This window comes from Leucobacter sp. wl10 (assembly GCF_003569785.1).
Classification (GTDB): domain Bacteria; phylum Actinomycetota; class Actinomycetes; order Actinomycetales; family Microbacteriaceae; genus Leucobacter.
On sequence record NZ_KZ983992.1, the window covers coordinates 152866 to 176025 of the forward strand.

At 70.4% G+C, this 23160-nt stretch carries 20 protein-coding genes and 1 tRNA gene; 9 read left to right on the plus strand and 12 right to left on the minus strand.

Going from position 1 to position 23160, the window contains the following annotated elements; all coding sequences use genetic code 11:
- Positions 1-153: 153 nt before the first annotated feature.
- Together D1J51_RS07865 and D1J51_RS07870 are read left to right on the plus strand one after the other, a co-directional pair.
- Positions 154-1239, plus strand: coding sequence for an S-(hydroxymethyl)mycothiol dehydrogenase (locus D1J51_RS07865; protein ID WP_119074623.1), 1086 nt, complete (start codon positions 154-156; stop codon positions 1237-1239).
- Positions 1239-1865, plus strand: a complete 627-nt coding sequence (locus D1J51_RS07870; RefSeq protein WP_119074624.1) for an MBL fold metallo-hydrolase — start codon at positions 1239-1241, stop codon at positions 1863-1865. The genes D1J51_RS07865 and D1J51_RS07870 overlap by 1 nt, the downstream gene beginning before the upstream one ends.
- A gap of 164 nt (positions 1866-2029) precedes the next feature.
- Here the strand turns inward: D1J51_RS07870 and D1J51_RS07875 are convergent, their stop codons facing one another.
- Both D1J51_RS07875 and D1J51_RS07880 read right to left on the minus strand, forming a co-directional pair.
- On the minus strand, positions 2030-3055 hold the full coding sequence (locus D1J51_RS07875; protein ID WP_119074625.1) for a hypothetical protein: 1026 nt from the start codon (positions 3053-3055) through the stop codon (positions 2030-2032).
- Positions 3056-3424: 369 nt separating this feature from the next.
- The gene (locus tag D1J51_RS07880; protein ID WP_119074626.1) at positions 3425-4111 is read right to left on the minus strand and encodes a TetR/AcrR family transcriptional regulator; all 687 of its coding nucleotides are present in this window, start codon (positions 4109-4111) and stop codon (positions 3425-3427) included.
- Between the two features lie 172 nt (positions 4112-4283).
- On the opposite strand from D1J51_RS07880, the gene D1J51_RS07885 reads away from it, so the two are divergent.
- Positions 4284-5510, plus strand: a complete 1227-nt coding sequence (locus D1J51_RS07885) for an acyl-CoA dehydrogenase family protein (RefSeq protein WP_119074627.1) — start codon at positions 4284-4286, stop codon at positions 5508-5510.
- A gap of 71 nt (positions 5511-5581) precedes the next feature.
- Here the strand turns inward: D1J51_RS07885 and D1J51_RS07890 are convergent, their stop codons facing one another.
- The 7 genes from D1J51_RS07890 to D1J51_RS07920 form a co-directional block, all read right to left on the minus strand.
- Entirely contained in the window at positions 5582-6610 is a 1029-nt protein-coding gene (locus D1J51_RS07890) for an NAD(P)-dependent oxidoreductase (protein WP_119074628.1), read from the minus strand.
- A gap of 77 nt (positions 6611-6687) precedes the next feature.
- Positions 6688-7425 carry an aspartate/glutamate racemase family protein gene (locus tag D1J51_RS07895; RefSeq protein WP_119074629.1) on the minus strand — a complete coding sequence of 246 codons (738 nt, stop codon included), beginning with the start codon at positions 7423-7425 and terminating at the stop codon, positions 6688-6690.
- Positions 7422-8321 carry an arginase family protein gene (locus tag D1J51_RS07900; protein ID WP_119074630.1) on the minus strand — a complete coding sequence of 300 codons (900 nt, stop codon included), beginning with the start codon at positions 8319-8321 and terminating at the stop codon, positions 7422-7424. Before D1J51_RS07900 ends, D1J51_RS07895 begins: the two co-directional genes overlap by 4 nt.
- Positions 8322-9908, minus strand: coding sequence for an ATP-binding cassette domain-containing protein (locus D1J51_RS07905; protein ID WP_119074631.1), 1587 nt, complete (start codon positions 9906-9908; stop codon positions 8322-8324).
- Positions 9908-10897 (minus strand): branched-chain amino acid ABC transporter permease, encoded by a 990-nt coding sequence (locus tag D1J51_RS07910; RefSeq protein WP_240423050.1) that lies wholly within the window; start codon positions 10895-10897, stop codon positions 9908-9910. Before D1J51_RS07910 ends, D1J51_RS07905 begins: the two co-directional genes overlap by 1 nt.
- Before the next feature lie 58 nt (positions 10898-10955).
- Positions 10956-11978 carry a branched-chain amino acid ABC transporter permease gene (locus tag D1J51_RS07915; RefSeq protein WP_119074633.1) on the minus strand — a complete coding sequence of 341 codons (1023 nt, stop codon included), beginning with the start codon at positions 11976-11978 and terminating at the stop codon, positions 10956-10958.
- Complete coding sequence (locus D1J51_RS07920) at positions 11978-13225, minus strand: ABC transporter substrate-binding protein (protein WP_119074634.1); 1248 nt, start codon at positions 13223-13225, stop codon at positions 11978-11980. Before D1J51_RS07920 ends, D1J51_RS07915 begins: the two co-directional genes overlap by 1 nt.
- Positions 13226-13369: 144 nt before the next feature.
- Here D1J51_RS07920 and D1J51_RS07925 point away from each other — a divergent pair, with 144 nt between their 5' ends.
- Positions 13370-14929, plus strand: coding sequence for a PucR family transcriptional regulator (locus D1J51_RS07925; protein ID WP_119074635.1), 1560 nt, complete (start codon positions 13370-13372; stop codon positions 14927-14929).
- Between the two features lie 64 nt (positions 14930-14993).
- On the opposite strand, the gene D1J51_RS07930 is transcribed toward D1J51_RS07925, so the two are convergent.
- Positions 14994-16472, minus strand: coding sequence for an aminotransferase class I/II-fold pyridoxal phosphate-dependent enzyme (locus D1J51_RS07930; protein WP_119074636.1), 1479 nt, complete (start codon positions 16470-16472; stop codon positions 14994-14996).
- Between the two features lie 73 nt (positions 16473-16545).
- Between D1J51_RS07930 and D1J51_RS07935 the strand changes: the two genes are divergently transcribed.
- Positions 16546-17493 (plus strand): LysR family transcriptional regulator, encoded by a 948-nt coding sequence (locus D1J51_RS07935; RefSeq protein ID WP_119074637.1) that lies wholly within the window; start codon positions 16546-16548, stop codon positions 17491-17493.
- On the opposite strand, the gene D1J51_RS07940 is transcribed toward D1J51_RS07935, so the two are convergent.
- Positions 17477-18061, minus strand: a complete 585-nt coding sequence (locus D1J51_RS07940) for a TetR/AcrR family transcriptional regulator (protein WP_119074638.1) — start codon at positions 18059-18061, stop codon at positions 17477-17479. The two genes, D1J51_RS07935 and D1J51_RS07940, sit on opposite strands and share 17 nt — an antisense overlap.
- A gap of 128 nt (positions 18062-18189) precedes the next feature.
- On the opposite strand from D1J51_RS07940, the gene D1J51_RS07945 reads away from it, so the two are divergent.
- A complete protein-coding gene (locus tag D1J51_RS07945; protein ID WP_119074639.1) occupies positions 18190-19890 on the plus strand; it encodes an amidase in 1701 nt (566 codons plus the stop codon).
- Positions 19891-19907: 17 nt separating this feature from the next.
- On the opposite strand, the gene D1J51_RS07950 is transcribed toward D1J51_RS07945, so the two are convergent.
- Complete coding sequence (locus D1J51_RS07950; protein WP_119074640.1) at positions 19908-20444, minus strand: MarR family winged helix-turn-helix transcriptional regulator; 537 nt, start codon at positions 20442-20444, stop codon at positions 19908-19910.
- Positions 20445-20552: 108 nt separating this feature from the next.
- On the opposite strand from D1J51_RS07950, the gene D1J51_RS07955 reads away from it, so the two are divergent.
- From D1J51_RS07955 to D1J51_RS07965, 3 genes are all read left to right on the plus strand, one after another.
- Positions 20553-20624: transfer RNA gene (locus D1J51_RS07955), tRNA-Gln, on the plus strand.
- A gap of 112 nt (positions 20625-20736) precedes the next feature.
- Positions 20737-22179 (plus strand): bifunctional UDP-N-acetylglucosamine diphosphorylase/glucosamine-1-phosphate N-acetyltransferase GlmU, encoded by a 1443-nt coding sequence (gene glmU / locus D1J51_RS07960; RefSeq protein ID WP_119074641.1) that lies wholly within the window; start codon positions 20737-20739, stop codon positions 22177-22179.
- 3 nt (positions 22180-22182) lie between these two features.
- A complete protein-coding gene (locus D1J51_RS07965) occupies positions 22183-23160 on the plus strand; it encodes a ribose-phosphate diphosphokinase (RefSeq protein ID WP_119074642.1) in 978 nt (325 codons plus the stop codon).

Sequence of the window (23160 nt, forward strand, 5' to 3'; positions counted from 1 at the left end):
GCGTGCTGCTCCCACCCTACTCCCGGCCGTCCGCGCGAGCGAGTCGAACCGGCGGCTGGATGCCGTCGCGCGGAGTCGGTAGCCTGGTCGGAGGGCGGGCGAGTCCCGCGCGAAGCGGCGTCGCCGGGCGCCTCAGGACGGATTGGAGTTCCCATGGTCTATCGAGTGCAGGGCGTGGTGGTGCGCGAGAAGAACGCGCCGGCGACGATCGAGACGGTCCTCGTACCGGATCCGGGCCCGGGCGAGGCCGTGGTCGACATCATCACGAGCGGGGTCTGCCACACCGACCTGCACTACCAGCAGGGCGGCATCAGCGACGACTTCCCGTTCCTGCTCGGCCACGAGGCGACGGGCCGGGTGGCCGCCGTGGGCGAGGGCGTCACGGAGGTCTCGGTGGGCGACCGCGTGATCCTGAACTGGCGCGCGGTGTGCGGGGCGTGCCGGGCGTGCGCCAAGGGGCAGCCGCAGTACTGCTTCTCGACGCACAACGCGGCGCAGAAGATGACGCTCGAGGACGGCACGGAGCTGTCGGCGGCGCTCGGGATCGGGGCGTTCGTCGAGAAGACGCTCGTGGCCGCCGGCCAGTGCACGAGGATCGACGAGGAGTCGGACGCGGCGGCGGTCGGCCTGCTGGGCTGCGGGATCATGGCGGGCATCGGGGCGGCGATCAACACGGGCGAGGTGCAGCGGGGCGAGTCGGTCGCGGTGATCGGCTGCGGCGGCGTCGGCACGGCGGCGATCGCGGGCGCGCAGCTCGCCGGCGCGACGACCATCGTCGCGGTCGACATCGACGACGCGAAGCTCGAGCAGGCCAGGCGCTTCGGCGCGACGCACACCGTGAACTCGCGCTCGGAGGACCCGGTCGAGGCGATCCGCGCGCTCACCGGCGGTTTCGGAGCCGACGTGGTGATCGACGCCGTGGGGCGGCCCGAGACCTACGCGCAGGCCTTCTACGCGCGGGATCTCGCCGGGCGCGTGGTGCTCGTCGGCGTGCCGACGCCCGAGATGCGCCTCGAGCTGCCGCTGCTCGACGTGTTCGGCAGGGGCGGATCGCTGAAGTCGTCCTGGTACGGCGACTGCCTGCCCAGCCGCGACTTCGCGATGCTCATCGACCAGTACAAGCTGGGCCGGCTCGACCTCGACGGCTTCGTGAGCGAGCGCATCGGCCTCGGCGACGTGGAGGCGGCGTTCGGTCGGATGGCGGACGGCGCCGTGCTGCGCTCGGTGGTGGTGCTCTGATGGCCGCGCGCATCGAGCGCCTGGTGACGAGCGGCACGTTCTCGCTCGACGGAGGCACCTGGGAGGTCGACAACAACGTGTGGATCGTCGGCGACGACGCCGAGGCGATCGTGATCGACCCCGCCCACGACGCGCGCGCGGTCGCCGAGGCGGTGGGGGATCGGGCCGTGCGCGCGATCCTGCTCACCCACGGGCACGACGACCACGTCCGCGCGGCGCGCGAGACGGCCGGACTGCTGGGGGCGAGGCTGCACTTGAACCCCGCCGACCGGATGCTGTGGGACGCCGTCCACGACGAGGCTCCCGACGAGGAGATCCTGAACGGGGACACGTTCAAGGTCGCCGGGACCCGGCTGCACGCGCGGTACACGCCGGGCCACTCGCCGGGGTCCACGTGCTTCGTCTCGCCCCTGCTCGGCGTCGTGTTCACCGGTGACACGCTGTTCCAGGGCGGCCCTGGCGCGACCGGCCGCTCGTACAGCGACTTCCCGACGATCATCGAATCGATCCGCGACGAGCTGCTGACGCTCCCCGAGGAGACCGTCGTGCACACCGGGCACGGGGACACGACCACGATCGGCGCCGAGAAGCCCCACCTGCAGGAGTGGATCGACCGGGGTCGCTGAAGCGCCGTCCCTCGGCGATCGAGCTTGGTGCCGCGGCGTCGATACCGCTGCCCGGTCGCGAGAGCGGAGTTTCGGGGCTGCGGCAGGGGAAACGGCCGGGAAACTCCGCTCTCGACCGGCTTTTTCGGGCGGGCGCCCGATCCACCGGCCCAGGGTGCGCCGGATCACGGCTCCCACTCGCGCCGCGGGAGTGGGACCGCGGACTCCGTGTCGTCGCCCGATCGCTCGTCGAGCAACCGGGCGAGTGCCGCGCGGATGGGCCGCTGCTCGCGTCCGCTGAACGCGAGCATCCTGCGGCCGGCCTCCGCGCCCGGCACCAGGACGTCCTCGCTGTAGAGCACCATGAGCCGCCAGCCCGCGTCGCGTGCGGCCTGGTGCTTGCGGGGATCCCGGCGGCGCTGTCTCCGCGAGAGAACGTGCTGCTCGCCGTCGTACTCGAAGATGCTGCGGGTCCCGTCATCGACGCCGTCGAAGCGGCCGATCCATTCCCCGGCGGCGCTTCGCAACTCGGCTTGAAGTCGCAGCTCGGGCCCGCCGACGCGGGCGTTCGCCAGACGCATCAGCGTCTCCATCCGCGACTCCGCGCCCACCCTCGCGAGCGCCGCTGCCTCGCGGAACCGTGCCGCCCCGCGTCCCCTCGCCGTTGCGGCGAACCGCCGGAGCTCCTCCGGGGAGATGTGCAGGTGCTGGTCGTATCGTTTCGGGTCTGGCAGTAGGAGGAAGTCGAGCGCGACCACCAGCTCCGGGAAGGGCAGCCCGATCGCTGACTGCAGCACTGCTTCGAGGGGCGGGGTGGTAGGGATCCAATGGTCGTGGTCCGGGTGCGCCGCGAGGTACTCCTCCGACGGAGACCGGTGCCGGTGCCCCCGCGTGCCGCGACAGGCGACCGGGCCGGGGCGCTCGGGGCTGGACACGTCGACCGGCGCGTTCTTCGGAACCCGGATGGGGCAGCCGAGGATCGCGAGTGCGGTGGCGTGGCTGAAGCGATCGTGCGGGCGCAACCGGGGGAGATACTGCAGCGCTCGCCCGCTGAGGTGGCCGGGAAGCGGTAGCTTCGATCGTACGCCCCGGAAGGGCCGATGCCAGCGCGGGTGGTCGAACACGTCCGCGCCGTATCCGAGGCGCAGGGCGTCGCGAACGAGGAACGGGCGTTCGGCGAAAGCATCGTCTGCGCTGAGTCCGGGGGTCATTCCCTCAGGCTGGGGCGCTCAGTGGGGCATTTGCCGAGATGTACACAGTTTTTCGCCTTCCTGGGCGCAGAATGCTGGCTGTGGGCGAAGCTCGGGGCAGCGCTCTGGCGAGGCGGTGGTTGGCTCGGCCGGTCCTGGATCCTCGAGGGTTCAGGCCCTCGAGTGGGCTCGGTCCCTCGAGGACGCCTGGCCGGAGGCGAGCAGGATCCCTCATCCTGTGGAGGAGGCTCCTTGAGAGCGGAGTTGCCGGGGTGTTGAGCGGGACATGGCCGGGAAACTCCGCTCTCGACCCGGTTGGAAGCGGAGCGGGCGTGCACCCGGCCGGGCGATCACAATCGATTCGATTCCGCTCGGGAACCGTGGCGAAGCCTACTGCTCCCGCCCCAGCTGCGCCGCGACCGCGCCCAGCACGGCGTCGGGCGATCCCGCGGCGTCGTAGACGGCGACGAGTACGCGCCGGCCGCCCTCGGCCGCCTCGGGGGAGAGCCAGTGCTCGAAGAGCGCCGTGAGCTGGCGCAGATCCCGCGTCACCGCCCTCGGGGCGTCCGCCACCCGGTCGCGCAGCCAGTCGCGCAGGGTGGCGTTGTGCACCGCGACGAGCGAGGCCGCGAGGGCCGCGGCAGCCCAGCCGGGGCTGCAGGGCTGCAGCTTCTCCCGGATGTAGCGCGCGAAGACGCGCTCGTAGCGGTGCGTGATGATGAGCTCCCGGTCGCGCAGCGACGGTGTGTGGCGCATGAGGTCGGAGCGCAGGCGGGCGGCCTCCGGATCGCGGATCAGCAGGCGCAGCACGTCGGCCGTGCCCTCGACGAGCGCCTCGCCGGCGGGCAGCTGGGTCGTCTCGAGGAAGGACTCCAGCTGCGCGAGGGCCTGGTCGTGATCGGCGAAGACGACGTCGTCCTTGCTGCCGAAGCGGCGGAAGAAGGTGCTGCGGCTCATGCCCACCGCGTCGGCGAGGTCCTCGGCCGTCGTCGCGTCGTAGCCGCGCTCGGCGAGGCGGCGGATCGCCGCCGCCGAGCTGTCGGGCGCAGCCGCGGTGCGGGGGGCTCTGGTGACCATACGCAGAAGTTAGCACAGGGCCAGGTATTGGCACTAGGTTTCAGTGTCGAAAATGGCGAATCGGTGCCGCCTTCGTCCCGGATGAAGATCGGGGCGGGGTTGACGTGAGACCGGGTCTCAGGCATGCTCGAAGCAGGGCGCCGGTGCAGGAGCGGCGCAGAGAGGACCTTCGATGTCGAACACGCGGCCAGCCCCCGTCAGCCAGGGAACCGAGGAGCCCGAGTACGAGCTCTGGGAGCCGCTCGATCCCGATGCCGCGGGCGTGTTCCGCGGCGTGTCGTCCGACGACCTCGCCTACCGGGACCGCGCGCGCGAGTTCGTGCAGACCGAGGTGCGACCCGTCATCGCCGGCATCTGGGACCGCGCGGAGTACCCGCTCGATCTGGCCCGCCGGCTCGGCGAGCTCGACCTGCTGCGCGACGGGATCGAGGTGCCCGGCTTCCCCGAGCAGAGCCTGCTCGCGGCCAGCCTCACCACGATGGAGCTCTCCCGCGGCGACGGCTCCATCGCCACGATCGTGGGCGTGCAGGGCGGGCTCGCCCTGCGATCCATCGCCCTCTGCGGATCGGACGAGCAGAGGGACCGCTGGCTCGAGCCGCTCTCCCGCGGCACCGAGCTCGGGGCCTTCGCCCTGACCGAGCCGACGCACGGATCCGACTCCGTCAGCCTCGAGACCCGCGCCGATGCGGACGGCGACCACTACGTGATCACCGGGCACAAGAAGTGGATCGGCTCGGGCAGCGTCGGCCAGATCGCCGTCGTCTGGGCTCGCGGCGGCGACGGACAGGTGCAGGGCTTCCTCGTGCCGCAGGACTCGCCCGGCTACCGCGCGTCGACGATCGGGGGCAAGGTGTCGCTGCGCGGCATCTGGCAGGCGCGCATCGAACTCGACGGCGTGCGCGTGCCGGCGAGCGCCAGGATGCCGGGCGCACGCAGCTTCAAGGACACCGCGCGCGTGCTGCAGGCCACGAGGCTCGGTGTGGCCTGGGGGGCGCTCGGGCAGGCCACCGCCGTCTACGAGACCGCGGTGCACTACGCGAAGCAGCGCGTGCAGTTCGGCCGCCCGCTCGCCGCCTCGCAGATCGTGCAGGCGCGCCTTGCCGAGATGCTCAGCCAGCTCACCTCGCTGCAGTCGCTGCTCATGCAGCTCACGCGCGCCGAGGAGCGGGGCGAGCTCTCGGGCCCCGCGGCATCTCTCGGCAAGTACACCGCCACCCGCACGGCCCGCGACATGGCCCGCAACGCGCGCGACCTGCTCGGCGGCAACGGGATCCTGCTCGAGAACCGCGTCGCCCGCCACTTCGCCGACATCGAGGCCCTGCACACCTACGAGGGCACCGAGACCGTGCAGGCGCTCATCATCGGCCGCGACATCACGGGAGTCTCGGCGTTCGCCTAGGGGCGCCCGGCTCCCGCTGCTCCCGCCGGCCGGGCGAACGTCTCGAGGTCGCGCGCAGGCTCGACGGCGCGTCAATAGCCGGCCAGGAGATTCACCTCATGGTCGGCGCGACGGCCGTCGAGCATGGCGCGCAGATCCGAGACGCCGCTCTCGAGCATCACGTCCCGCACGAAATAGGCGTTCGAGGCCTGATCGCCCGACACGACCACATTCGGTAGGCGGTGCACGCCGAGCCGCGAGGGGGTGCTGAAGTGCCGGCCGGGCGGCATCGCATCCTCGTAGTCCCACCAGACGTCAGAGGCGAACGCGCCGAGCTCGCCGCAGGTCAGAGCGTCGTAGACCGCGCGCTCGACCACCAGGTCGCCGCGTGCGATGTTGACGAGACAGGCCCCCGGATCCATCTCCGCGAACGCCGCGCGGTCCATCATGCCCCGTGTGAGGTCGGTGGACGGAGCCGCCAGCACCACGACCGAGGCTCCGCGCAGGGCCTCGTGCAGTCCGCCCTGGCCGTAGACCCGGTCGGCTGACGGGGTCGGCGCCGCAGGGTTACGGCGGACGACGCGCACCTCCATCTCGAACGCCCGGGCCACCGCCGCGACGCGGGTGCCGATCTGCCCGGCGCCGACGATGGTGATGGTACTGCCGTGGAGAACGCTCCCGACGCCGCCGTCCCTCCAGTAGGGCACGAACTGGCCGGCGACGTGCTCGGCGTGCTTCCGCACGATCTGCTTCACGCACGCGAGGACGAGCGCCCAGGCGTGCTCGGAGATGGCGGGCTGATGCGCGTTCGGGACATTGGCCAGCCGGATACCGCGCTCGGCCATCGACCGCAGCGGCAAGCGGTCGCACCCCGAGTGCATCCATGCCACGAAGCGCAGTCGAGCGGCGGCCTCCACGACCTCGTCGGGGAGGGTCCACGTCAGGATCGCGTCGGCATCGGCGGCTTTCGCGAGGTACTCGCTCCGCTCCGCTCCGTAGGGTATATCGAGGCCGGGTGACCAGGAGAGGCCCTGCACCTCCGCGTCGGGGCCGAGGCCATCGCGCACCCTCGCCAGTTCCGGCTCGTCCGCGTGCCAGCCTGCAAGCACCTTCCAGTTCATCGCGCTGCTTCCTTTCGTATCGTCATCGGTCGCCCGTGGCCGGCGCCGGCGCCATGCGGCGAGGCGCTGCGCGCCGGTCAGAACGGGCGGCGGTGCGCAGCGTTCATCGCGAGCCCGACCATCGTCGTGAAGTCGTAGACGGGCAGCCCGGTGCGCCGCTGCGTCTCGGCGGCATAGGCGGGCAGGGCCGCGCACTCGAACAGGATCGCGCCGGCCCCGACCCGATGCAGTCCGGCGGAGGCCGTGACGACCTCCTCGGCGACGGCCGGGCGGTCGAGTGCGTCGCCCGGGCCGAACATGGTGTAGTGGAAGCTCGGAGCCTCCTCGAGACCGGCGACCAGCAACGGACTCGGGAGACCGGGAAACTCCTCGCGCAGGAACCCCTCGGTCAGGGTTCGGGAGTCGGCGGTCACGATGCCGATCGGCACGGTGTCGCCCAGCATCGCCGCGATCAGGGGCAGCTGCAGCAGGCTCGACAGCAGGACCTGACTCCCGGGGAGCGCCCTCGCAACCGCGGCCTGGTAGCGGATCATGAAGCCGCAGTTGCTCGTCACGATCCCGGTGCCCTCACCGGCGAGAGCACCGGCAGCCTCGACGACCGCCCCCTCGAACTCGCGGCCGGCATCGGCGAGGATCGCGGGCACGCTGAGACGGGGCACCCGCCGGTACAGGGTCGGCGCGCCGAAGGTCGCCGCGTGCCCGACGTCCCCCGGGATGAACGGCGAATCGAAATCGAGGCACACGACCCCGACCTCGTAGCCGTAGGTGCGGGCCCCGTCTCGGCGCCGGAAGACGCCGTCCGCCGGTGCGCTCATGCTCTCCGCCGTTCTCCGCCGAACATCGCGAAGTAATAGCAGAGGTAGGCGGCGAGGTTCGAGGTCCGGTCGCCCAGGTCGGTCATCGGGTTGACCTCGGTCACCGCGAAGCCGTCGGCGTAGGGCGCCAGCGCCTTCACGAGCTCGATGCCCTCGCGCGAGGTGAGTCCACCCGGCTCATGCGCTCCCGCACCCGGGGCGTAGGCGGGATCGATCGTGTCGATGTCGAAGCTGAAGAACAGGTGTTCGGCGGATCGCACCCGGTCGAGGATGCGCTCCATGGCCGCCTCGACCCCGATCCGCGAGAACTCCAGCGCCGGGATCTGGGCCGGACCCTCCCGCCTGATGAACTCGAGCGACGAGGGAAAATTGAAGTGCCTGAGGCCCAGCTGGATGGTGTGGCGGTGATCCACGCGCTCGAGCTCAAGTGAGCGGCGCATCCCGCTCGACTGGCTGAAGCTGCCCTGCCTCGGGTTGTGGTCCATGAGATCGAGGTGCGCGTCGAAGTGCACGACGGCGACCGATCCCTCGACCGCGTCGTGCAGGCCCTTGACGCCGGCGTAGAGCAGGCAGTCGTCTCCTCCGAGCAGGATCGGCACGCGACCGTGCCGGACCGTATCGGACACCGTTGCCGATGCCGCGTCGAGGGTGGCCATCAGATCGTGCGGCACCACGTCCACATCGGGGAGGTCGATGCGGAGATCGGGCGCGGGCCTGAGCTCCTCGGTCTCCACTGAGTACACATGGCCGTTCTCGGCGCGCATCGTGATCCAGCCTAGCGCCTCCCTGATCTTGCCGGGCGCGTACCGGGATCCCGGCCAGCCGAGGGTGGCCGCTCCGTCGTAGGGCACGGCTACGAGATCGAAGGACCGCGGGCTGCCTGTTTGGTGGTTCATCTAGCTTCCTTCTGAATCGGTGGTCGTGTTCCTCGGGTCCGTCCCGCCGCCGGTGCGCAACGAGCCGAGATAGAGTTCGATGACGCGCTCGTCGTGCAGCAGCTCCGGGCCGGTGCCCGTGAGCGCCACCCGGCCCTGCTCGAGCACATAGGCGCGATCGCTGATGGCGAGGCACTCGCGTGCGTTCTGCTCGACGATGAGCACGCCCACGCCTGACTCGGCGATCCGCTGCACCTGCTCGAACGTGATCTCCTGCGCGGAGGGGGAGAGACCCGCCGACGGCTCGTCGAGCAGCAGGATGCGCGGTCCGCCGACCAGGGCACGGGCCATCGCGACCGACTGCCGTTGGCCGCCCGAGAGCGAACCGGCGAGACGGCCGAGCAGGGGTTTCAACACCTCGAAGCTTTCGAGCACCTCCGCTATCCGGCCCTCGGTCTCTCTCGGCTGCGCGTAGCCGCCCATGCGCAGGTTCTCGAGCACGGTGAGGCTCGGGAACACGTTGCTCGACTGCGGCACGTAGCCGATGCCCCGATCGACCCGCCGGTGCATGGGGAGCCTCTCGATCGGCTCGCCGTCGAGCGCGATCCCGCCCTCGCTCACTCGGACCTCTCCCGCGACCGCCTTCAGCAGCGTCGACTTGCCGGCGCCATTTGCTCCGATGATCGCGACGATCTCACCGGGGCGCACCTCGGCCGAGACGTCGTTGACGATCGGGTTGCCCGGCTGGTAGCCGGCGACGATTCCGGTCACCACGAGCTTAGGCGGTTCCGTGCCGGTCGAGCTCGACGCACCCGCCACCGTGAGTGGCGTACCCGTTCCGCCCTTGCCGAGATAGGCCTCCACCACCTCGGGGGAGGAGGCGACCTCGGCGGGGGTGCCGACGGCGATGACCGCACCGCCGCCCATGCAGATCACGTGGTCGCTGAGATTCATGATCGCGTCCATGTCGTGCTCGATGAACAGGATCGTGAGTCCCTCGTCCCGCAACTCTACGAGGTGCTGCATGACGGTCTCCCGCAGAGCCGGGTTTACCCCGGCGAGGGGCTCGTCGAGCATCAGCAGCTTCGGCTCCAGCATCAGCGACCGCGCGATCTCCAGCAGACGGCGCTGACCCCCGGACAGGCCGGCCGCATCCTCGTCCCGCTTCTCGAACAGCCTGACCCGGGCCAGCAGCTCCTCCGCGCGCGCCGTGTTGGCGTTCTCCCGGGGCCGCCACGCGGGCGACAGCCCGGCGAGCGCGAGACGCTCGCCGGGCTGCTCGGGGGCGGCGAGCAGGAGATTCTCGAGCACGCTCATGCCGGGGACGAGGCGCGTGAGCTGAAAGCTGCGAACGAGACCGGAGCGGGCGATCCGGTAGCCGGGAACGCCGGTGATGTCCTCGCCCATGAAGTGCCAGGCGCCGGAGTCGGCCCGTTCGAAACCGGTGAGGATGTTGAAGAGCGTCGATTTGCCCGCGCCGTTCGGTCCGATGAGGCCCGTGAGCCTGCCCGTGGGCACGGCGAACTCCGCGACGTCTACGGCCTTCACGCCGCCGAAGGATCGGCTGACGGAGGTCGCGGTCAGCATGGGTTCGGGGAACGTCGTCATCACGCTGCCACCGTCGCTTTCATCCGGGGAGCACCGCTCCTCACGAACAGCCCGTTCGGGCGGAAGACGATCGCGAGGATGAGCACGATCCCGACCAGCACGTACCGCATGGCTCCGGCCTGCTCCTGTCCGAACCAGCCGCCGCTCGCGCTCGAGAGATCCGCGATCCCGCGCAGCACCCCGTCGGTCATCGAGATGATCAGCCAGAACGCCACGGCCCCCAGGATCGGGGTGAAGACTTTCGCCCTGCCGCCGAGGATCACGATGGCGAACAGGAGGAAGGTGGTGGTCGCCGCGAAGTTGTCGGGGTTGACGTTCTGCTGGTCGACCGCGAGGACGACTCCGGCGATCGCGCCCAGCAGTCCGCCGAGCAGCATCACCTGCACCTTGACCAGGAACGTGTTCTTGCCGAAGCTCGTCACGAGGGACTCGTCCTCGCGCACACCCGCCAGCAGCCTGCCCCAGGGACCCCGCAGCAGCAGCCACAGCCCCAGCGCGATCAGCGCGACGAGTGCCCACGCGACGACGAGCAGCCAGAGGGTGCGGCCGCTGACGATGACGGGGCCGAGCGCGTACTGGTCGGCGGGGAAGGGGCTGAGCGCGTAGAACTCGTCGGCGAAGCGCTGGATGCCGTACACGCCGCCGGTGAGGGGCTGCGCCCAGCTCGAGCGAAGTACGAGACGCAGGATCTCGGCCGCTGCGATTGTGGTCATCGCCAGATAGTCGGCCCGCAGCCGAACGGTCGGCAGCGCGACGAGCAGTGAGAACAGGCCTGTCGCGATGAGGGCCATAAGGATGCCGAGCCAGAAGCCGCCGCCGAGGCTCACGGTCACCGCGAGTCCGTAGGCTCCCGCGGCCATGCTGCCGGCGAACCCGAGGTTGATGAGTCCGGCGAAGCCGAACTGCAGGTTCAGTCCGAGCGCGGCTATCGCGTATGCGGCGCAGGTGGGGGCGAGGGCCGCTCGGAGCCCGTCGACGAGGATGCTCATGCCGTCCACGAAGGGCCCTCCGTTCCGATGCGCGTGACGGGGAGGCGGGAAGACGGGTTCATGCGACGCGCTCCTTCCGTCCGAAGAGGCCCTGGGGGCGGAAGAGCAGGATCAGCACCAGCAGCGCGAGAGCGGTGACGTACTTCAGCTCGGCAGGGATCCAGAGTGTGCTCGCCTGCGTCGCGATGCCGATCAGCGCGCTGCCGATGACCGCGCCGAGCACGGTGCCGAGTCCGCCGAGGGTGACACCGGCGATGACGAGCAGCAGCAGCTGATTGCCCATGTCCCACCGCACCTGCTCCACGAGCCCGAGCAGCACGCCGCCGAGCGCGGCGAAGGCCGAGCCGATCGCCCAGACGAGGGTAAGCTGCCGACCGGTCGCGATACCGGTGGCGGAGGCGAGAGTGGGGTCGTCGGCGACCGCGCGGATCGCCTGGCCCGCACGGGTGCGCTTGAGGAACAGCGCGAGCAGGCCGAGCGCGACGAGGCAGACGGCGATCGACCAGAGCGCCTTGGGAGTGATGTCCACCCCGCCGAACCTGACGGGGCTCTGCACCGCGAATTCGGTGTACGACCGGCTGCTGCCGCCCATGAACGCCAGGAGGAGGTTGCGCAGTGCGATGCCGAGCCCGATGGCCACGACCAGGGTGCTGATGGTGCCCACCCGCCTCGCCCGCAGCGCTCGCCACAGCAGCTTCTCGCTCGTGATGCCGAAGGCCGCTCCGAGCGCCACCGCGACGAGCGCGGAGAGGATCAGCGGCAGGCCGAGCCCCGAGTTGAGGAGGAGCGCCGCGCCCGCGCCGAGCGTGGCGAACTCTCCCTGCGCGAAGTTGAAGATACCGGTGGTGGAGAAGATCAGGGAGAGCCCCACGCCGATCAGGGAGAGCACCAGGCCGAGACGGAGGCCGTCGACCACGCTCTGCAGGGTGGGGCCGGCTCCCTGCGTGACGGCGCCGAGAATCAGGAGCAGGAGGACGACTCCGCCGACCGCAAGGATCCGCGGCGCCGCCCGACCGCCGCGCTTCGCGGACTCGGGACCCGAACCCAGCGCGAGAGTCTTCGTCGGACTCGACGTGCTCATCAGCTCTGCGGCTCGCGTACGGTGTCGACCGTCTGGGTGCTGCCGTCGGCCTGCATGACGAGCACATCGTAGAGACCGGTCGTGGGCTCACCGGCCTCACTGAACCGCAGCGGGCCCGCTGCGCCGACGTACTGCACGTCCGCGCCCTCGGCGATCTTCGCCTTGCAGTCGGCGTAGCTCGTGCACTCTTCGCCGCCGTTCGTGAGCGCGATCATCTCCGAGGAGAAATCGGCGGGATCGGCTGATCCGGCCTGCTCCATGGCCAGTGCGCTGAGCATGGCGCAGTCGTAGAAGTAGGGGGTGAAGGCCGTGGTCTCGAGATCGGGGTTCTCCTGCAGCAGGCGCTTCGAGAACGATCCCCCCTCGCCCGAGGACGCCTGCGTGAAGGTCATACCCTCGAGGGCCGCCGGGTTGGACGGGTCGACCGATTCGGCGAGGGAGGCGATCGGCATCGCGTCGGTGCCGTAGAGCTGCACGTCCGCGGGACCCGCACCCGCCTGGATGAGACCCTGCAGGATCTTCGAACCCTCGTCGAATGCGAAGATGACGATGGAGTCGGGCTGCGCCGAGACGATCGAGCGCACCTCGGCGTCGAGGTTGGTGGCGTTCGGATCGTAGTCCACGCGCTTCGCCACGTTCATGCCGGCTTCTTCGATGGCGGCCGCCGTCGCATTCGCGATGCCGGTCGCGTAGGAGTCGCTGCGCGAGATGATCGCGATGTTCTCACCGCCGTCGTCGGCGATCCGCTGCGCCAGGACCGCTCCCTGGAGAACGTCGGATGGCACGGTTCTGAAGTAGAGGCCGTTGTCGGGGTAGTCGCTGAGCTCGGGAGTCGTGTTCATGCCCGAGCACTGCACCGTGCCGCTGCCGGTGATCTTGTCGATGACGGAGAGCGAGATGGACGAGGAACCGGCGCCGATGATCACGGGGACGCCCTCCGACAGCAGCCGGTCGACGGCCTGGCCCGCGATGGCGGGGTCGCCGGCTTCGTCGCCGCCGCTGAAGCTCAACTCGGCACCCAGCACTCCGCCGGCCTCGTTGATGTCGGCGGCCGCGAGTTCGAGGGCCGCGATCTGCGGGGCACCGAGGCTGGCGATCGGGCCGGTCTGGGGGAGGAGCCACCCGAACGTGACGCTGTCGCCTCCGGCGTTCGGGCCGCCGTCCTGCGAGTCGTTGACGGCGCAGCCCGAGAGGAGAAGCGCGGCTGCTGACGCGAGCAACGCGAAGCGGCGTGTGTGTTTCGACATTGAAATCTGCCTCCAGGTCTGTGGCCGGAACGGGCCGAGCTATTGAGCCTTCGAACCCCACCGTAAGGGACGGAGCGACGCAGAGATATATACATTTACGACACCTAGACAAAATGAAAACACTTATATGTATATGATGATCCCGTGAAGGTGACCGTCCGATCGATCCTCGAGATCCCCGATACGGGCCTGGTGCTGCTGGCCGGGGCGGAGGGTCTCGATTCCGAGGTGCGTTGGGTCCATGTGAGCGACGTGCAGGACCCGACGCCCTGGGTGCAGGGCGGTGAGTTCCTGCTGACGACCGCGGTGCGGCTCGGCTCGGCGAAGTCGATGGCCGAGTACGTCGAGAAGCTGCACGAGCACGGTATCGCGGGTATCGGCTTCGGCATCGGCGAGGAGTCGTGGATGCATTCGGCGGTGCCGGAACGGATGCGTGAGCGGGCCGATCAGCTGGGAATGCCGCTCATCGAGGTTCCGTTCGACACCCCCTTCATCGTGATCGCCGAGCACGTCGCAGCTCAGCAGGCCGCCGAGCGCTTCAGGGTCACCCAGCTCGCGTACCGAGCGCAGCAGCAGCTCACCCACATCGCGCTCTCGGGAGATGCGATCGGGGGGCTCGTCTCACGACTCGCCGAGCTCACCGGTGGTTGGGCGAGCGTCGTAGCGCCGAGCGGTCAGGTGCTCGAGGCGTATCCCGCGGCCGCTGCCCTGATGGATCCGGCCCTTCTGCCGGATCTGGAGCGGGTGCTGGAATCCGGCACCGCGGTCTCGGTCTCGGACCGGAGCGGAAAGCACATCTCGATACACCCGCTGGGCGCACCCGGCCGGGTGCGCGGCATGCTGCTGCTCGGACAGTCGGCTCCGCCGGACACCTCCGAACGGATGATCGCGGCGAGCGCTGCGTCCCTGCTCTCGTTCGTCCTCGAGCAGCGTCTGAGCCTCTCTCCGCAGCGCATGGCGGCGGCCAATCTGCTCGGCGACACGCTGCTCGACCCCGACACGCCTCCGGAACGGTTCTCGCACGCCGCTGCGGGTCTGGGGCTGAGCCCGAGCGCTCCGCTGACGGTCGCCAGGGCCTGGATCCCCAACACGCCTCCGGAGAGCGTCATCAGGAAGCTGCACGACGTGTTCTCGCCGCGCAGCGGTACGAGCATCACGGTGCAGGATCGAGACGCTCCGGGCGTGTACTCGCTGATCACGACGAGCAGCACGGAGAGCGAGCAGGAGTTCGACCGCCTGGCGGAGCGCTTCGAGAGCACGGCCATCCAGATCGGCATCGGCGAGCCGGCCCGGCTCTCGCAGCTGCATCTCTCCTACAACCAGGCCTCTCTCGCGCTCTCGCATGCGCGGCGCCGGAACGAGACGCACATCGTGCACTTCCGCGAACTGCGCTACTACGACCGGATCATCGGACTCGCGCCGCCTGCGGCGCTCGCCACTTTCACAGCCACGGCGCTCGCGCCCCTGGAGGGGCTCGAATCGAGCGGGCAGCGCGACGAGCTCGTCGATACCCTCAGGGCCTTCCTCGCCCATCACGGTCGCTGGGACCCCGCAGCCCGACAGCTCGGCATTCACCGCCAGACCCTCGTGAAACGCATCGCCCGCATCGAGGTCCACCTCGGCGCAGACCTGGACTCACCCGACATCCGGATGGGGCTCTGGTTCGCGCTTGCCGCGCGAGACGCGGCGCGCGTCTCCGGTTAGCGGGTTTCGGCGCGCTCGGAGGGCGGCGGCGTCGCGGTTCGCGGCCGTCCCCGAGCAGCGCGGGTCACTGCGCGACGACGCGGAATGTCCGGAGCTCCGCATCCACCGCTCCTCGAACGTATCCGGTGGGCGAAGCGGCGGTGCGGCGAAGGAATGAGACGACCTCTTCGCTCAGGATCTCGCCCGGTAGGACGTTCGGCACACCCGGCGGGTATGCGGCGAGTGAATCAGCCGAGACGCGGCCGGGCGCGCGGTCGTACGGCACCGCCTCGACCGGTGCAAAGAACGCCTCGTCGAGGCCCATGGCCCGCGAGCAGGCCGAGGGGAGGGGGAACGAGCGTTCCGGCTGCGGCTCTGCCCTGGGCAGCGACGTGAGCGCCTCCCAGAACCTCCCCACATCGACGGGGGAGGTCGCGCCGATGAGGAGGAGGAGCGCCGACGGCGTCGACAGCTCGCAGTAGATGCGATGGTCGCGGAGCAGCAGGTGCTGTGCCGCGTGGCCGGTGATGCCGGCCCCGCGGGTGTCGATCGCGATCTTGAACGGGTCGACGGCGACCACGTCCGGGTAGGCGAGGATGTCCGGCGTCGCGTCCTGGAAGCGGTGGTCCTCGTGCAGCAGGCCGCGGATCTCCTGGGCGCTCCGGAGCGCGCGTTCCACGACATCCGGACGCGTCACGATGAAACGCCGGGCCTCATCGATCGAAGCGAGCAGCAGGGCGCTGCTGCTGGTCGACTGGTACGAGCGCACGACCCGGTCCACGAGCGTCTCGATCCGGCCGGCGTGCTCTCCGTGTCCGAGCTCCAGTACGGCCGACTGCGTGAGGGAGCCCGCGCCCTTGTGCGTGCTCGAGATCAGGAGGTCGGCACCGAGGCGAACGGCGTTCACCGGCAGATCCGGGTGCAGACCGAGGTGAGAGCCCCAGGCCTCGTCGACGATGAGCGGGACGCCGTGGGCGTGCGCCGCTTCGGCTATGGCCTCGACATCCGCGATGGCCCCGAAGTAGCTGGGGGAGACGATGTAGACGGCTGCGCTCGCCGGGTGCTCGACCAGGGCCTCCTCGACCTGCGCGGCGGTGACGCCGTGGGACGAACCGAGCTCGGCGTCGAGCGTACCGTGCACGAAGTGCGGAGAGAGCCCGACGCGAGTGAGCCCGTCGATCACGCTGGAGTGCACGCTGCGCTGCACGACGAGCTCCGTGCCCAGGCCCCGTGCGACCGTCGTGGCGATGTGATTGCCGCCCGACGAGCCGTTGGTCAGAAACCAGACGCGACGCGCCCCCCGTGCCTCCGCCGCGAGTTCCTGCGCCCGCATGAGCGGAGTGGCCCGGCCGGGGGCGGCGAGCTGCCAGGTGACCTGATCCACCCCGCTGAACAGCATCGGAACATCGATGCCCAGCGCTTCCGCACCCACCAGCTGTGCGAGTCCCGGGGCGTTCTCAGCCCGCCCCTGGTGGGCGGGGACGTGCAGGCGCTGCCAGTCGTGTTCGGCGAGGGAGCGCAGCGCATCGGCGTAGGGGGTCTCGAACTGGCGGGGAGCGAACATGGACTCAGCGTAGGCATCCGGCCACTCAGACGATATATCAGCTTTTCGTTGTCGGTGGCATAGTCTCTATTCCATGATGAATCTGCAGCAGTTCCGCGTGCTGCTCGCCGTGCGGGAGCACGGCAGCCTCACGCGCGCGGCCGGGGCGCTGCACTACGGCGTGCCGACCGTGACGCACCACCTGCGCGGACTCGAATCGCATCTCCGGGTGAAGCTCGTGGAGAGCGGACGCTCCGGCAGCCGGTTGACGCCCATCGGAGCATCGTTCGCAGAGGAGATCGAGGGGATCCTCGAACGTCTCGATCGCGCCGAGCAGGCGGTGGCGGATCAGCGCGACGCTGGGCTCGTCACGCTGCGCGTGGGCGCCTTCGCCTCGCTCGGCTCACGGCTGCTGCCCGCCGCGATCTCCGAACTGCAGCAGCGCACCTCGGTGCGCGTCGAGGTGGTCGAGGCCGAGCCCACTGAGGTGGTGCGGCTGCTGCGGAGCGGCGAAGTGCACGCCGGCCTGATCTACGATGCCTCGGCCGAGCCGGCGTTCGAGGCGCCGGATCTCGCTCGTGAGACGCTGCTGTCCGAGCCGTACCGCGTGATGACAGCCCGCGAGAGCGAGTGGGCCCGACACGAGACGCTCGATTTCGCGCAGCTGGCGGGCGTCGCCTGGCTGTGCAGCCGCAGCGATGACGAGGCCTCGGATCGGGTGCTGCGCCGGGTCTGCCACGCGATGGGGCACCCGGTGCGCGCGCTCATGCGCACGGACGACCTCTACATGATTCACGGGCTGGTCGAGGAGGGACTGGGGTGCGCGCTCACGACTGCGGCCGCCGTCGATGCGGACTTCGACGTCGTGCTGCGCCCCACGGTGCAGGATCTGGGGGAGCGGCGCGTGATGTTCGTGACGCAGCGCCGCGGGATCCCTCCGGTGGCACGGTGGCTCGGAGAGATCCTGCGCCGGGTCGTGGAGAATCGCGCGGGTGCGGCGCGAGCGGTCGGGATCGAGCCAGGGGTCAGAGGGACGTCGTGAGCAGACCCAGACCTCGCAGCGCCGCGCGCACCGCCTCCTGCGCCTCGTGCGCGGTGGTCTGCCCGGTGAGCCAGCGTCCGGAGAGCCCCTCCACGAGGGCCGTGAGGACCAGCGCGGCCGTGTCCGGCTCGGCGTGGTGCGCGGCCTCGCCGATCAGCCGGCGCACCTCCGACTGCCAGTCGGCGGTGGCGCGGGTGACCGCCGCGGCCCGATCCGGATCGAACACGGCCGCGGCCCGCAGTTCGTTCCACGCGATGGATCCCGCGCGCACCTGCGGCTCGTCGCCGAACTCCGAGCACAGCAGGTCGGCGAGCCGCTCCCCGGGCGGTCGCGGCTCGTCCGCGGGCTCCCGCGCCGCCCCCTGCTCGGAGCGCCGCGCCGCGCTCTCGTTCACGTGGTCGAGGGCCGCCTGCAGCAGCCCGTCGCGATCGCCGAAGTGGTAGGAGAGCAGCCCGATCGAGACGCCGGCCTCGTGCGCCACGTCGCCCATGCGGAAACCGCGCAGCCCGCCGCGCGCGATGACCCGCTCGCACGCCTCGATGATGCGCTCGCGCGTCTCGCTCGCCATCGTCGCCGTTCCCTCCCGCTGGAATCGCGCGCGGCACTTGACACCGGCCCGCTCAGAACTGAAACTATTTTCAGGATACGGCGGACGGCCGTGACCGGCAACGGCCGCAGCAAGAGAGACGAGGGACCGTGAACGACCGCACCGAATCATTCGACCTGATCGAGGCGAGCATCGCGGACGTGCTCGACGCCCTGCGCCGAGGCGAGATCACGAGCACCTGGCTCACCGGGCGGTATCTCGCGCGCATCGAGGCGTACGACCGGGGCCCCGACGGGCTGAACGCCGTCGTCGTGCCGAACCCGCGCGCGCTCGAGGAGGCCGCCGAGTCGGACCGCCGCCTGGCCGCGGGAGCGGCGCGTCCCCTCGAGGGCGTTCCCTTCACGGTGAAGGACTCGTACATGGTCGAGGGGCTCACCGTCGCGTCGGGGTCCCCGGCGTTCGAGGACCTCGTGGCGCAGTGGGACGCGTTCTCGGTCGCGAAGCTGCGCGAGGCGGGCGCGGTGCTGATCGGCAAGACCAACATGCCCCCGATGGCGGACGGCGGGATGCAGCGCGGCGTCTACGGGCGCGCCGAGAGCCCCTACAACCGCGACTACCTGGCGGCGGCCTACGCGTCGGGGTCGTCCAACGGCTCGGGAGTCTCGACCGCCGCCAACCTCGCCGTCTTCGGCATGGGGGAGGAGACCGTGTCGTCCGGTCGCAGCCCCGCGTCCAACAACGGGCTCTGCGCCTACACGCCCAGCTGGGGCATCCTGTCGATCCGCGGCAACTGGCCGCTGTTCCCCGCCCGCGACGTCGTGGTGCCGCACACCCGCTCGGTGCCCGACATGCTGCGGCTGCTCGACGTGCTCGTGCAGGACGATCCGGTCACCCGCGGCGACTTCTGGCGCAACCAGGAAGTGGTCGAGCTGCCGACACCCAGCGAGCACCGGCCCGCCTCGTACCTGGAGCTCCTCGAGCCGGGGGCACTCGCAGGCAAGCGCTTCGCGGTGCCGCGCATGTACCTCGGCGAGGACCCGGCGTTCCCGATCGCGGTGCGGCCGTCGGTGCTCGCGCTGTGGGAGGCCGCGCGCGAACGGCTCGAGACGCTCGGTGCCGAGATCGTGGTGACCGGCTTCCCGCTCATCGAGCAGTACGAGGGCGACCGCCCGGGCCAGGAGAACGTCGGCGCGCTGGGCGTGCTGCCCGAGGGGTGGATGGACACCGAGTTCACCGACTTCCTCGCGTTCGGCTGGGACGACTTCCTCCGGGCCAACGGCGATCCCGCGATTCCCGAACTGGCGGTGGTGGATCCGGATCGGATCTTCCCGCGGCCTCCAGGCACGCTGCCCGACCGCTACGAGGAGGTCGAGGACTACGAGAATCGCTACCGCGAAACCGTCGCGTACGCGCAGCGGGGAATCCCGGATCCGCGCGAGCGGCCCGACTTCGCGGACGGGCTGCGAGCCCTCGTGAGACTGCGCGAGGAGCTCTTCGAGTCGTGGCTCGCCGAGAACGGCTTCGACGGCGTCGTGTTCCCGGCGAACGCCGACGCGGCTCGCGAGAACGCGGAGCGCGACATCGACGCCGCCGACCACGCCTGGTCGAACGGCGTGTTCTTCTCGAACGGCAACTACGCGCTGCGCCACCTCGGGATTCCGAGCGTCACGGTCGCCATGGGGATCATGAGCGACATCGGCATGCCGGTCGGCCTCACCTTCGCGGGGGCCGCCTACGCCGACCCGCAGCTGCTCGGCTACGCCGCGGCCTTCGAGGCGGGCGGATCCGGCACCCTGCGCCGCCCGCCTGCATCGACGCCCGCACTCCCCGAGGACCGGCCGGGGGCCTGAGGCCGCCCGCCCCGCGGCTACTCCGCGTGCGGCGGCTCGACCTGCTCGGTCTCCGGCTCGAAGCGGTCGACGCTCGCCGCGAGCCGCTTCAGCAGCACGGAGAGGCGATCGCGCTCCGAGCGGGGCAGGCCGCCGAGCAGCCGCTCCTCGGCGTCGCTCAGCCGGGTCATCGCGGCGTCCACGAGCGTGAGCCCCAGCGGAGTCATCTCGACGAGCACCCCGCGACCGTCGTTGGGATCGGTGAGCCGCCGCACGAGCCCGCGCTCGACCATGCGGTCGATGCGATTGGTCATGGTGCCGCTCGACACCATGGTCTGCTGCACGAGCACCTTGGGGCTCTGCGTGAACGGTGCGCCGCCGCGCCGCAGCACCGCGAGCACGTCGAACTCCCACGAGGCGAGCCCCGAGCGCTCGAAGGCGCGCGCCCGAGAGCGATCCACGTGCTTGGCGATGCGCCACAGCCGCGAGAAGACCGTGAGCGGCGCCAGATCCAGATCCGGGCGCTCCCGCCCCCAGGCGGCGATGATCCGGTCGACCTCGTCCTCGTGCTTCATCCCTCCATTATCGATCCTCGAGACGGCTCGACGCGACCTCGTGCGCAGCCCCGCGCACGCAACGCCCCCGGGAATCTGGCAGACTTGTACGGCGCCCTGGCGGCGCGATCCGCCTTGGTGTAATGGCAGCACGACAGCCTTTGGAGCTGTGAGGTCTAGGTTCGAGTCCTAGGGGCGGAGCTGAGTGAAGCGAAGCTTCTCCGTGTGCGGGGAGCGGGCTCTCGCCGAGATCAGCTCCGACCGGAGCTGATCCGGGAACAGTTCCGATACGGGGTAGAACGGAGAACACATCATGGCGAACAGGTCACTCGCGGTCGTCATCCTCGCAGCGGGGCAGGGCACCCGCATGAAGTCGTCGCTGCCGAAGGTGCTGCACCGCATCGGCGGCCGCTCGCTCATCGCGCACGTGCTCGACACTGCCGCCCGACTCTCGCCCGAGTGCGTGCTCGCGGTGGTGCGTCACGATCGGGATCGGGTGGCGGAGGCGATCGTCGACCACGCCCCCGACACGGTGATCGTGGACCAGGACGCGGTTCCCGGCACCGGCCGCGCGGTCGAGCAGGCGCTCGCCGCACTGCCCGCCGACTTCGAGGGCTCGGTCGTGGTGCTGTCGGGCGACGTGCCGCTCATCGACTCGACCACCCTCGAGCGCCTCGTCAGCGGGCACCTCGAGGGCGGCCGCGCGATGACGATGCTCTCGGCCATCTTCGAGAAACCCACGGGCCTCGGCCGGATCCTGCGCGACCCGAGCGGGGCCGTGACCGGCATCGTCGAGGAGAAGGACGCCGACGAGGCGCAGCGCCGCATCACCGAGATCAACGGCGGCGTCTACGTGTTCGCCCGCCGCGCCATCGAGGCCGCGCTCGCCGAGATCGGCACGAACAACGCTCAGGGCGAGAAGTACCTCACCGACGCGGCCGCCCGCATCCTCTCGAGCGGCGGCGACGTCGAGGCCGTCGCGACCGACGACCCGTGGCTCATCGCGGGGGTCAACGATCGCGCCCAGCTGGCCGAGGCGGGCCGCGAGCTCAACGCGCGGATCGTGCGCGCGCACCAGCGGGCCGGCGTGACGATCCAGGATCCGACCACCACCTGGATCGACGCCGATGTCTCGATCGAGCCCGATGTCGAGATCCTGCCCGGCACCTTCCTGCAGGGCGCGACCTCGATCGCGAGCGGAGCCGTGATCGGGCCCGACACCACGCTCGTTGACTGCGAGGTGGGCGAGGGGGCCCGGATCCGCCGCAGCGAGGCCACGCTCGCGGTATTCGCACCGTCCGCCGAGGTGGGCCCCTTCGCCTTCATCCGGCCCGGCACGGAGCTCGGGGAGGGCGGCAAGATCGGCGCCTTCGTGGAGACGAAGAACGCCCGCATCGGCGACGGCAGCAAGGTGCCGCATCTCAGCTACGTGGGCGACGCGATCATCGGATCCGACAGCAACATCGGGGCGGGCACCATCTTCGCCAACTACGACGGCGTGAAGAAGCACCAGACGCGGGTGGGCGACGCCGTGCGCGTCGGCTCGAAGAACGTGCTCATCGCGCCCGTTACGATTGAAGACGGCACGTACACGGCGGCGGGCACGGTCGTGCGGAAGGACGTCCCCTCGGGATCGCTGGCGCTCAACGTGGCGCCGCAGCGCAACATCGAGGGGTGGGTGGCGGAGCACCGGCCCGGCACCAGCACCGCGGAAGCGGCGGAGCGATCGAACACTGCGAAGGACGGCGGGAACTAGTACATGAGCAAGATCGAGATGGCTGGCCAGAAGAAGCTCGTCCTCATCACGGGCCGGGCCTATCCCGAGCTGGCCGAGCAGGTCGCCGCCGAGCTCGGCGCCGAGCTCGTCCCGACCGACGCGCGCACCTTCGCCAACGGCGAGCTGTACGCGCGCTTCGACGAGAGCGTGCGCGGTTCCGACGCGTTCGTCATCCAGTCGCACACCGACCCCATCAACGAGTGGCTGATGGAGCAGCTCATCATGGTCGACGCCCTGAAGCGCGCCTCCGCCAAGCGCATCACGGTGGTCGCCCCCTTCTACCCGTACTCCCGCCAGGATAAGAAGGGGCGCGGTCGCGAGCCCATCTCGGCCCGCCTCGTCGCCGACCTGTTCAAGGCCGCCGGCGCCGACCGCATCATGTCGGTCGACCTGCACGCCCCGCAGATCCAGGGGTTCTTCGACGGCCCCGTCGACCACCTGTTCGCGATGCCGGTGCTGCTCGACCACTTCAAGAAGACGATCGACCGCGACGACCTGACCGTCGTCTCGCCCGACATGGGCCGCGTGCGCGTCGCCGACGTGTGGAGCGACAAGCTCGACGCCCCGCTCGCGATCATCCACAAGCGCCGCGACCCGCTCGTGCCGAATCAGGTCTCGGTGCACGAGATCGTCGGCACCGTGAGGGATCGCTGGTGCGTGGTGGTCGACGACATGATCGACACGGGGGGCACGATCGCGAAGGCCGCCGAGGCGCTCAAGGCGAACGGCGCCCGAGGCGTGACCATCGCCTGCACGCACGCCATCTTCTCGGGCCGGGCGACCGAGCATCTGTCGCAGGACTTCATCGACCAGGTGGTCGTCACCGACACGCTGCCTGTCCCGCCCGAGAAGCAGTTCGACAAGCTCACGGTGCTCTCGATCGCGCCGCTGCTGGCGAAGGCGATCCACGAGGTCTTCGAGGACGGGTCGGTCACCTCGATGTTCGAGGGTGCGGCGTAG

What these genes read in the sequence shown, in the direction of transcription:
- D1J51_RS07905 (WP_119074631.1), bottom strand. Translation starts at nt 9,908, where the DNA reads ATGACGACGTTCCCCGAACCCATGCTGACCGCGACCTCCGTCAGCCGA.
- D1J51_RS07910 (WP_240423050.1), bottom strand. Translation starts at nt 10,897, where the DNA reads ATGAGCATCCTCGTCGACGGGCTCCGAGCGGCCCTCGCCCCCACCTGC.
- D1J51_RS07920 (WP_119074634.1), bottom strand. Translation starts at nt 13,225, where the DNA reads ATGTCGAAACACACACGCCGCTTCGCGTTGCTCGCGTCAGCAGCCGCG.
- D1J51_RS07865 (WP_119074623.1), top strand. Translation starts at nt 154, where the DNA reads ATGGTCTATCGAGTGCAGGGCGTGGTGGTGCGCGAGAAGAACGCGCCG.
- D1J51_RS07885 (WP_119074627.1), top strand. Translation starts at nt 4,284, where the DNA reads ATGTCGAACACGCGGCCAGCCCCCGTCAGCCAGGGAACCGAGGAGCCC.
- D1J51_RS07930 (WP_119074636.1), bottom strand. Translation starts at nt 16,472, where the DNA reads ATGTTCGCTCCCCGCCAGTTCGAGACCCCCTACGCCGATGCGCTGCGC.
- D1J51_RS07890 (WP_119074628.1), bottom strand. Translation starts at nt 6,610, where the DNA reads ATGAACTGGAAGGTGCTTGCAGGCTGGCACGCGGACGAGCCGGAACTG.
- D1J51_RS07900 (WP_119074630.1), bottom strand. Translation starts at nt 8,321, where the DNA reads ATGAACCACCAAACAGGCAGCCCGCGGTCCTTCGATCTCGTAGCCGTG.
- D1J51_RS07915 (WP_119074633.1), bottom strand. Translation starts at nt 11,978, where the DNA reads ATGAGCACGTCGAGTCCGACGAAGACTCTCGCGCTGGGTTCGGGTCCC.
- D1J51_RS07950 (WP_119074640.1), bottom strand. Translation starts at nt 20,444, where the DNA reads ATGAAGCACGAGGACGAGGTCGACCGGATCATCGCCGCCTGGGGGCGG.
- D1J51_RS07875 (WP_119074625.1), bottom strand. Translation starts at nt 3,055, where the DNA reads ATGACCCCCGGACTCAGCGCAGACGATGCTTTCGCCGAACGCCCGTTC.
- D1J51_RS07965 (WP_119074642.1), top strand. Translation starts at nt 22,183, where the DNA reads ATGAGCAAGATCGAGATGGCTGGCCAGAAGAAGCTCGTCCTCATCACG.
- D1J51_RS07940 (WP_119074638.1), bottom strand. Translation starts at nt 18,061, where the DNA reads ATGGCGAGCGAGACGCGCGAGCGCATCATCGAGGCGTGCGAGCGGGTC.
- D1J51_RS07935 (WP_119074637.1), top strand. Translation starts at nt 16,546, where the DNA reads ATGATGAATCTGCAGCAGTTCCGCGTGCTGCTCGCCGTGCGGGAGCAC.
- D1J51_RS07880 (WP_119074626.1), bottom strand. Translation starts at nt 4,111, where the DNA reads ATGGTCACCAGAGCCCCCCGCACCGCGGCTGCGCCCGACAGCTCGGCG.
- D1J51_RS07895 (WP_119074629.1), bottom strand. Translation starts at nt 7,425, where the DNA reads ATGAGCGCACCGGCGGACGGCGTCTTCCGGCGCCGAGACGGGGCCCGC.
- glmU (WP_119074641.1), top strand. Translation starts at nt 20,737, where the DNA reads ATGGCGAACAGGTCACTCGCGGTCGTCATCCTCGCAGCGGGGCAGGGC.
- D1J51_RS07870 (WP_119074624.1), top strand. Translation starts at nt 1,239, where the DNA reads ATGGCCGCGCGCATCGAGCGCCTGGTGACGAGCGGCACGTTCTCGCTC.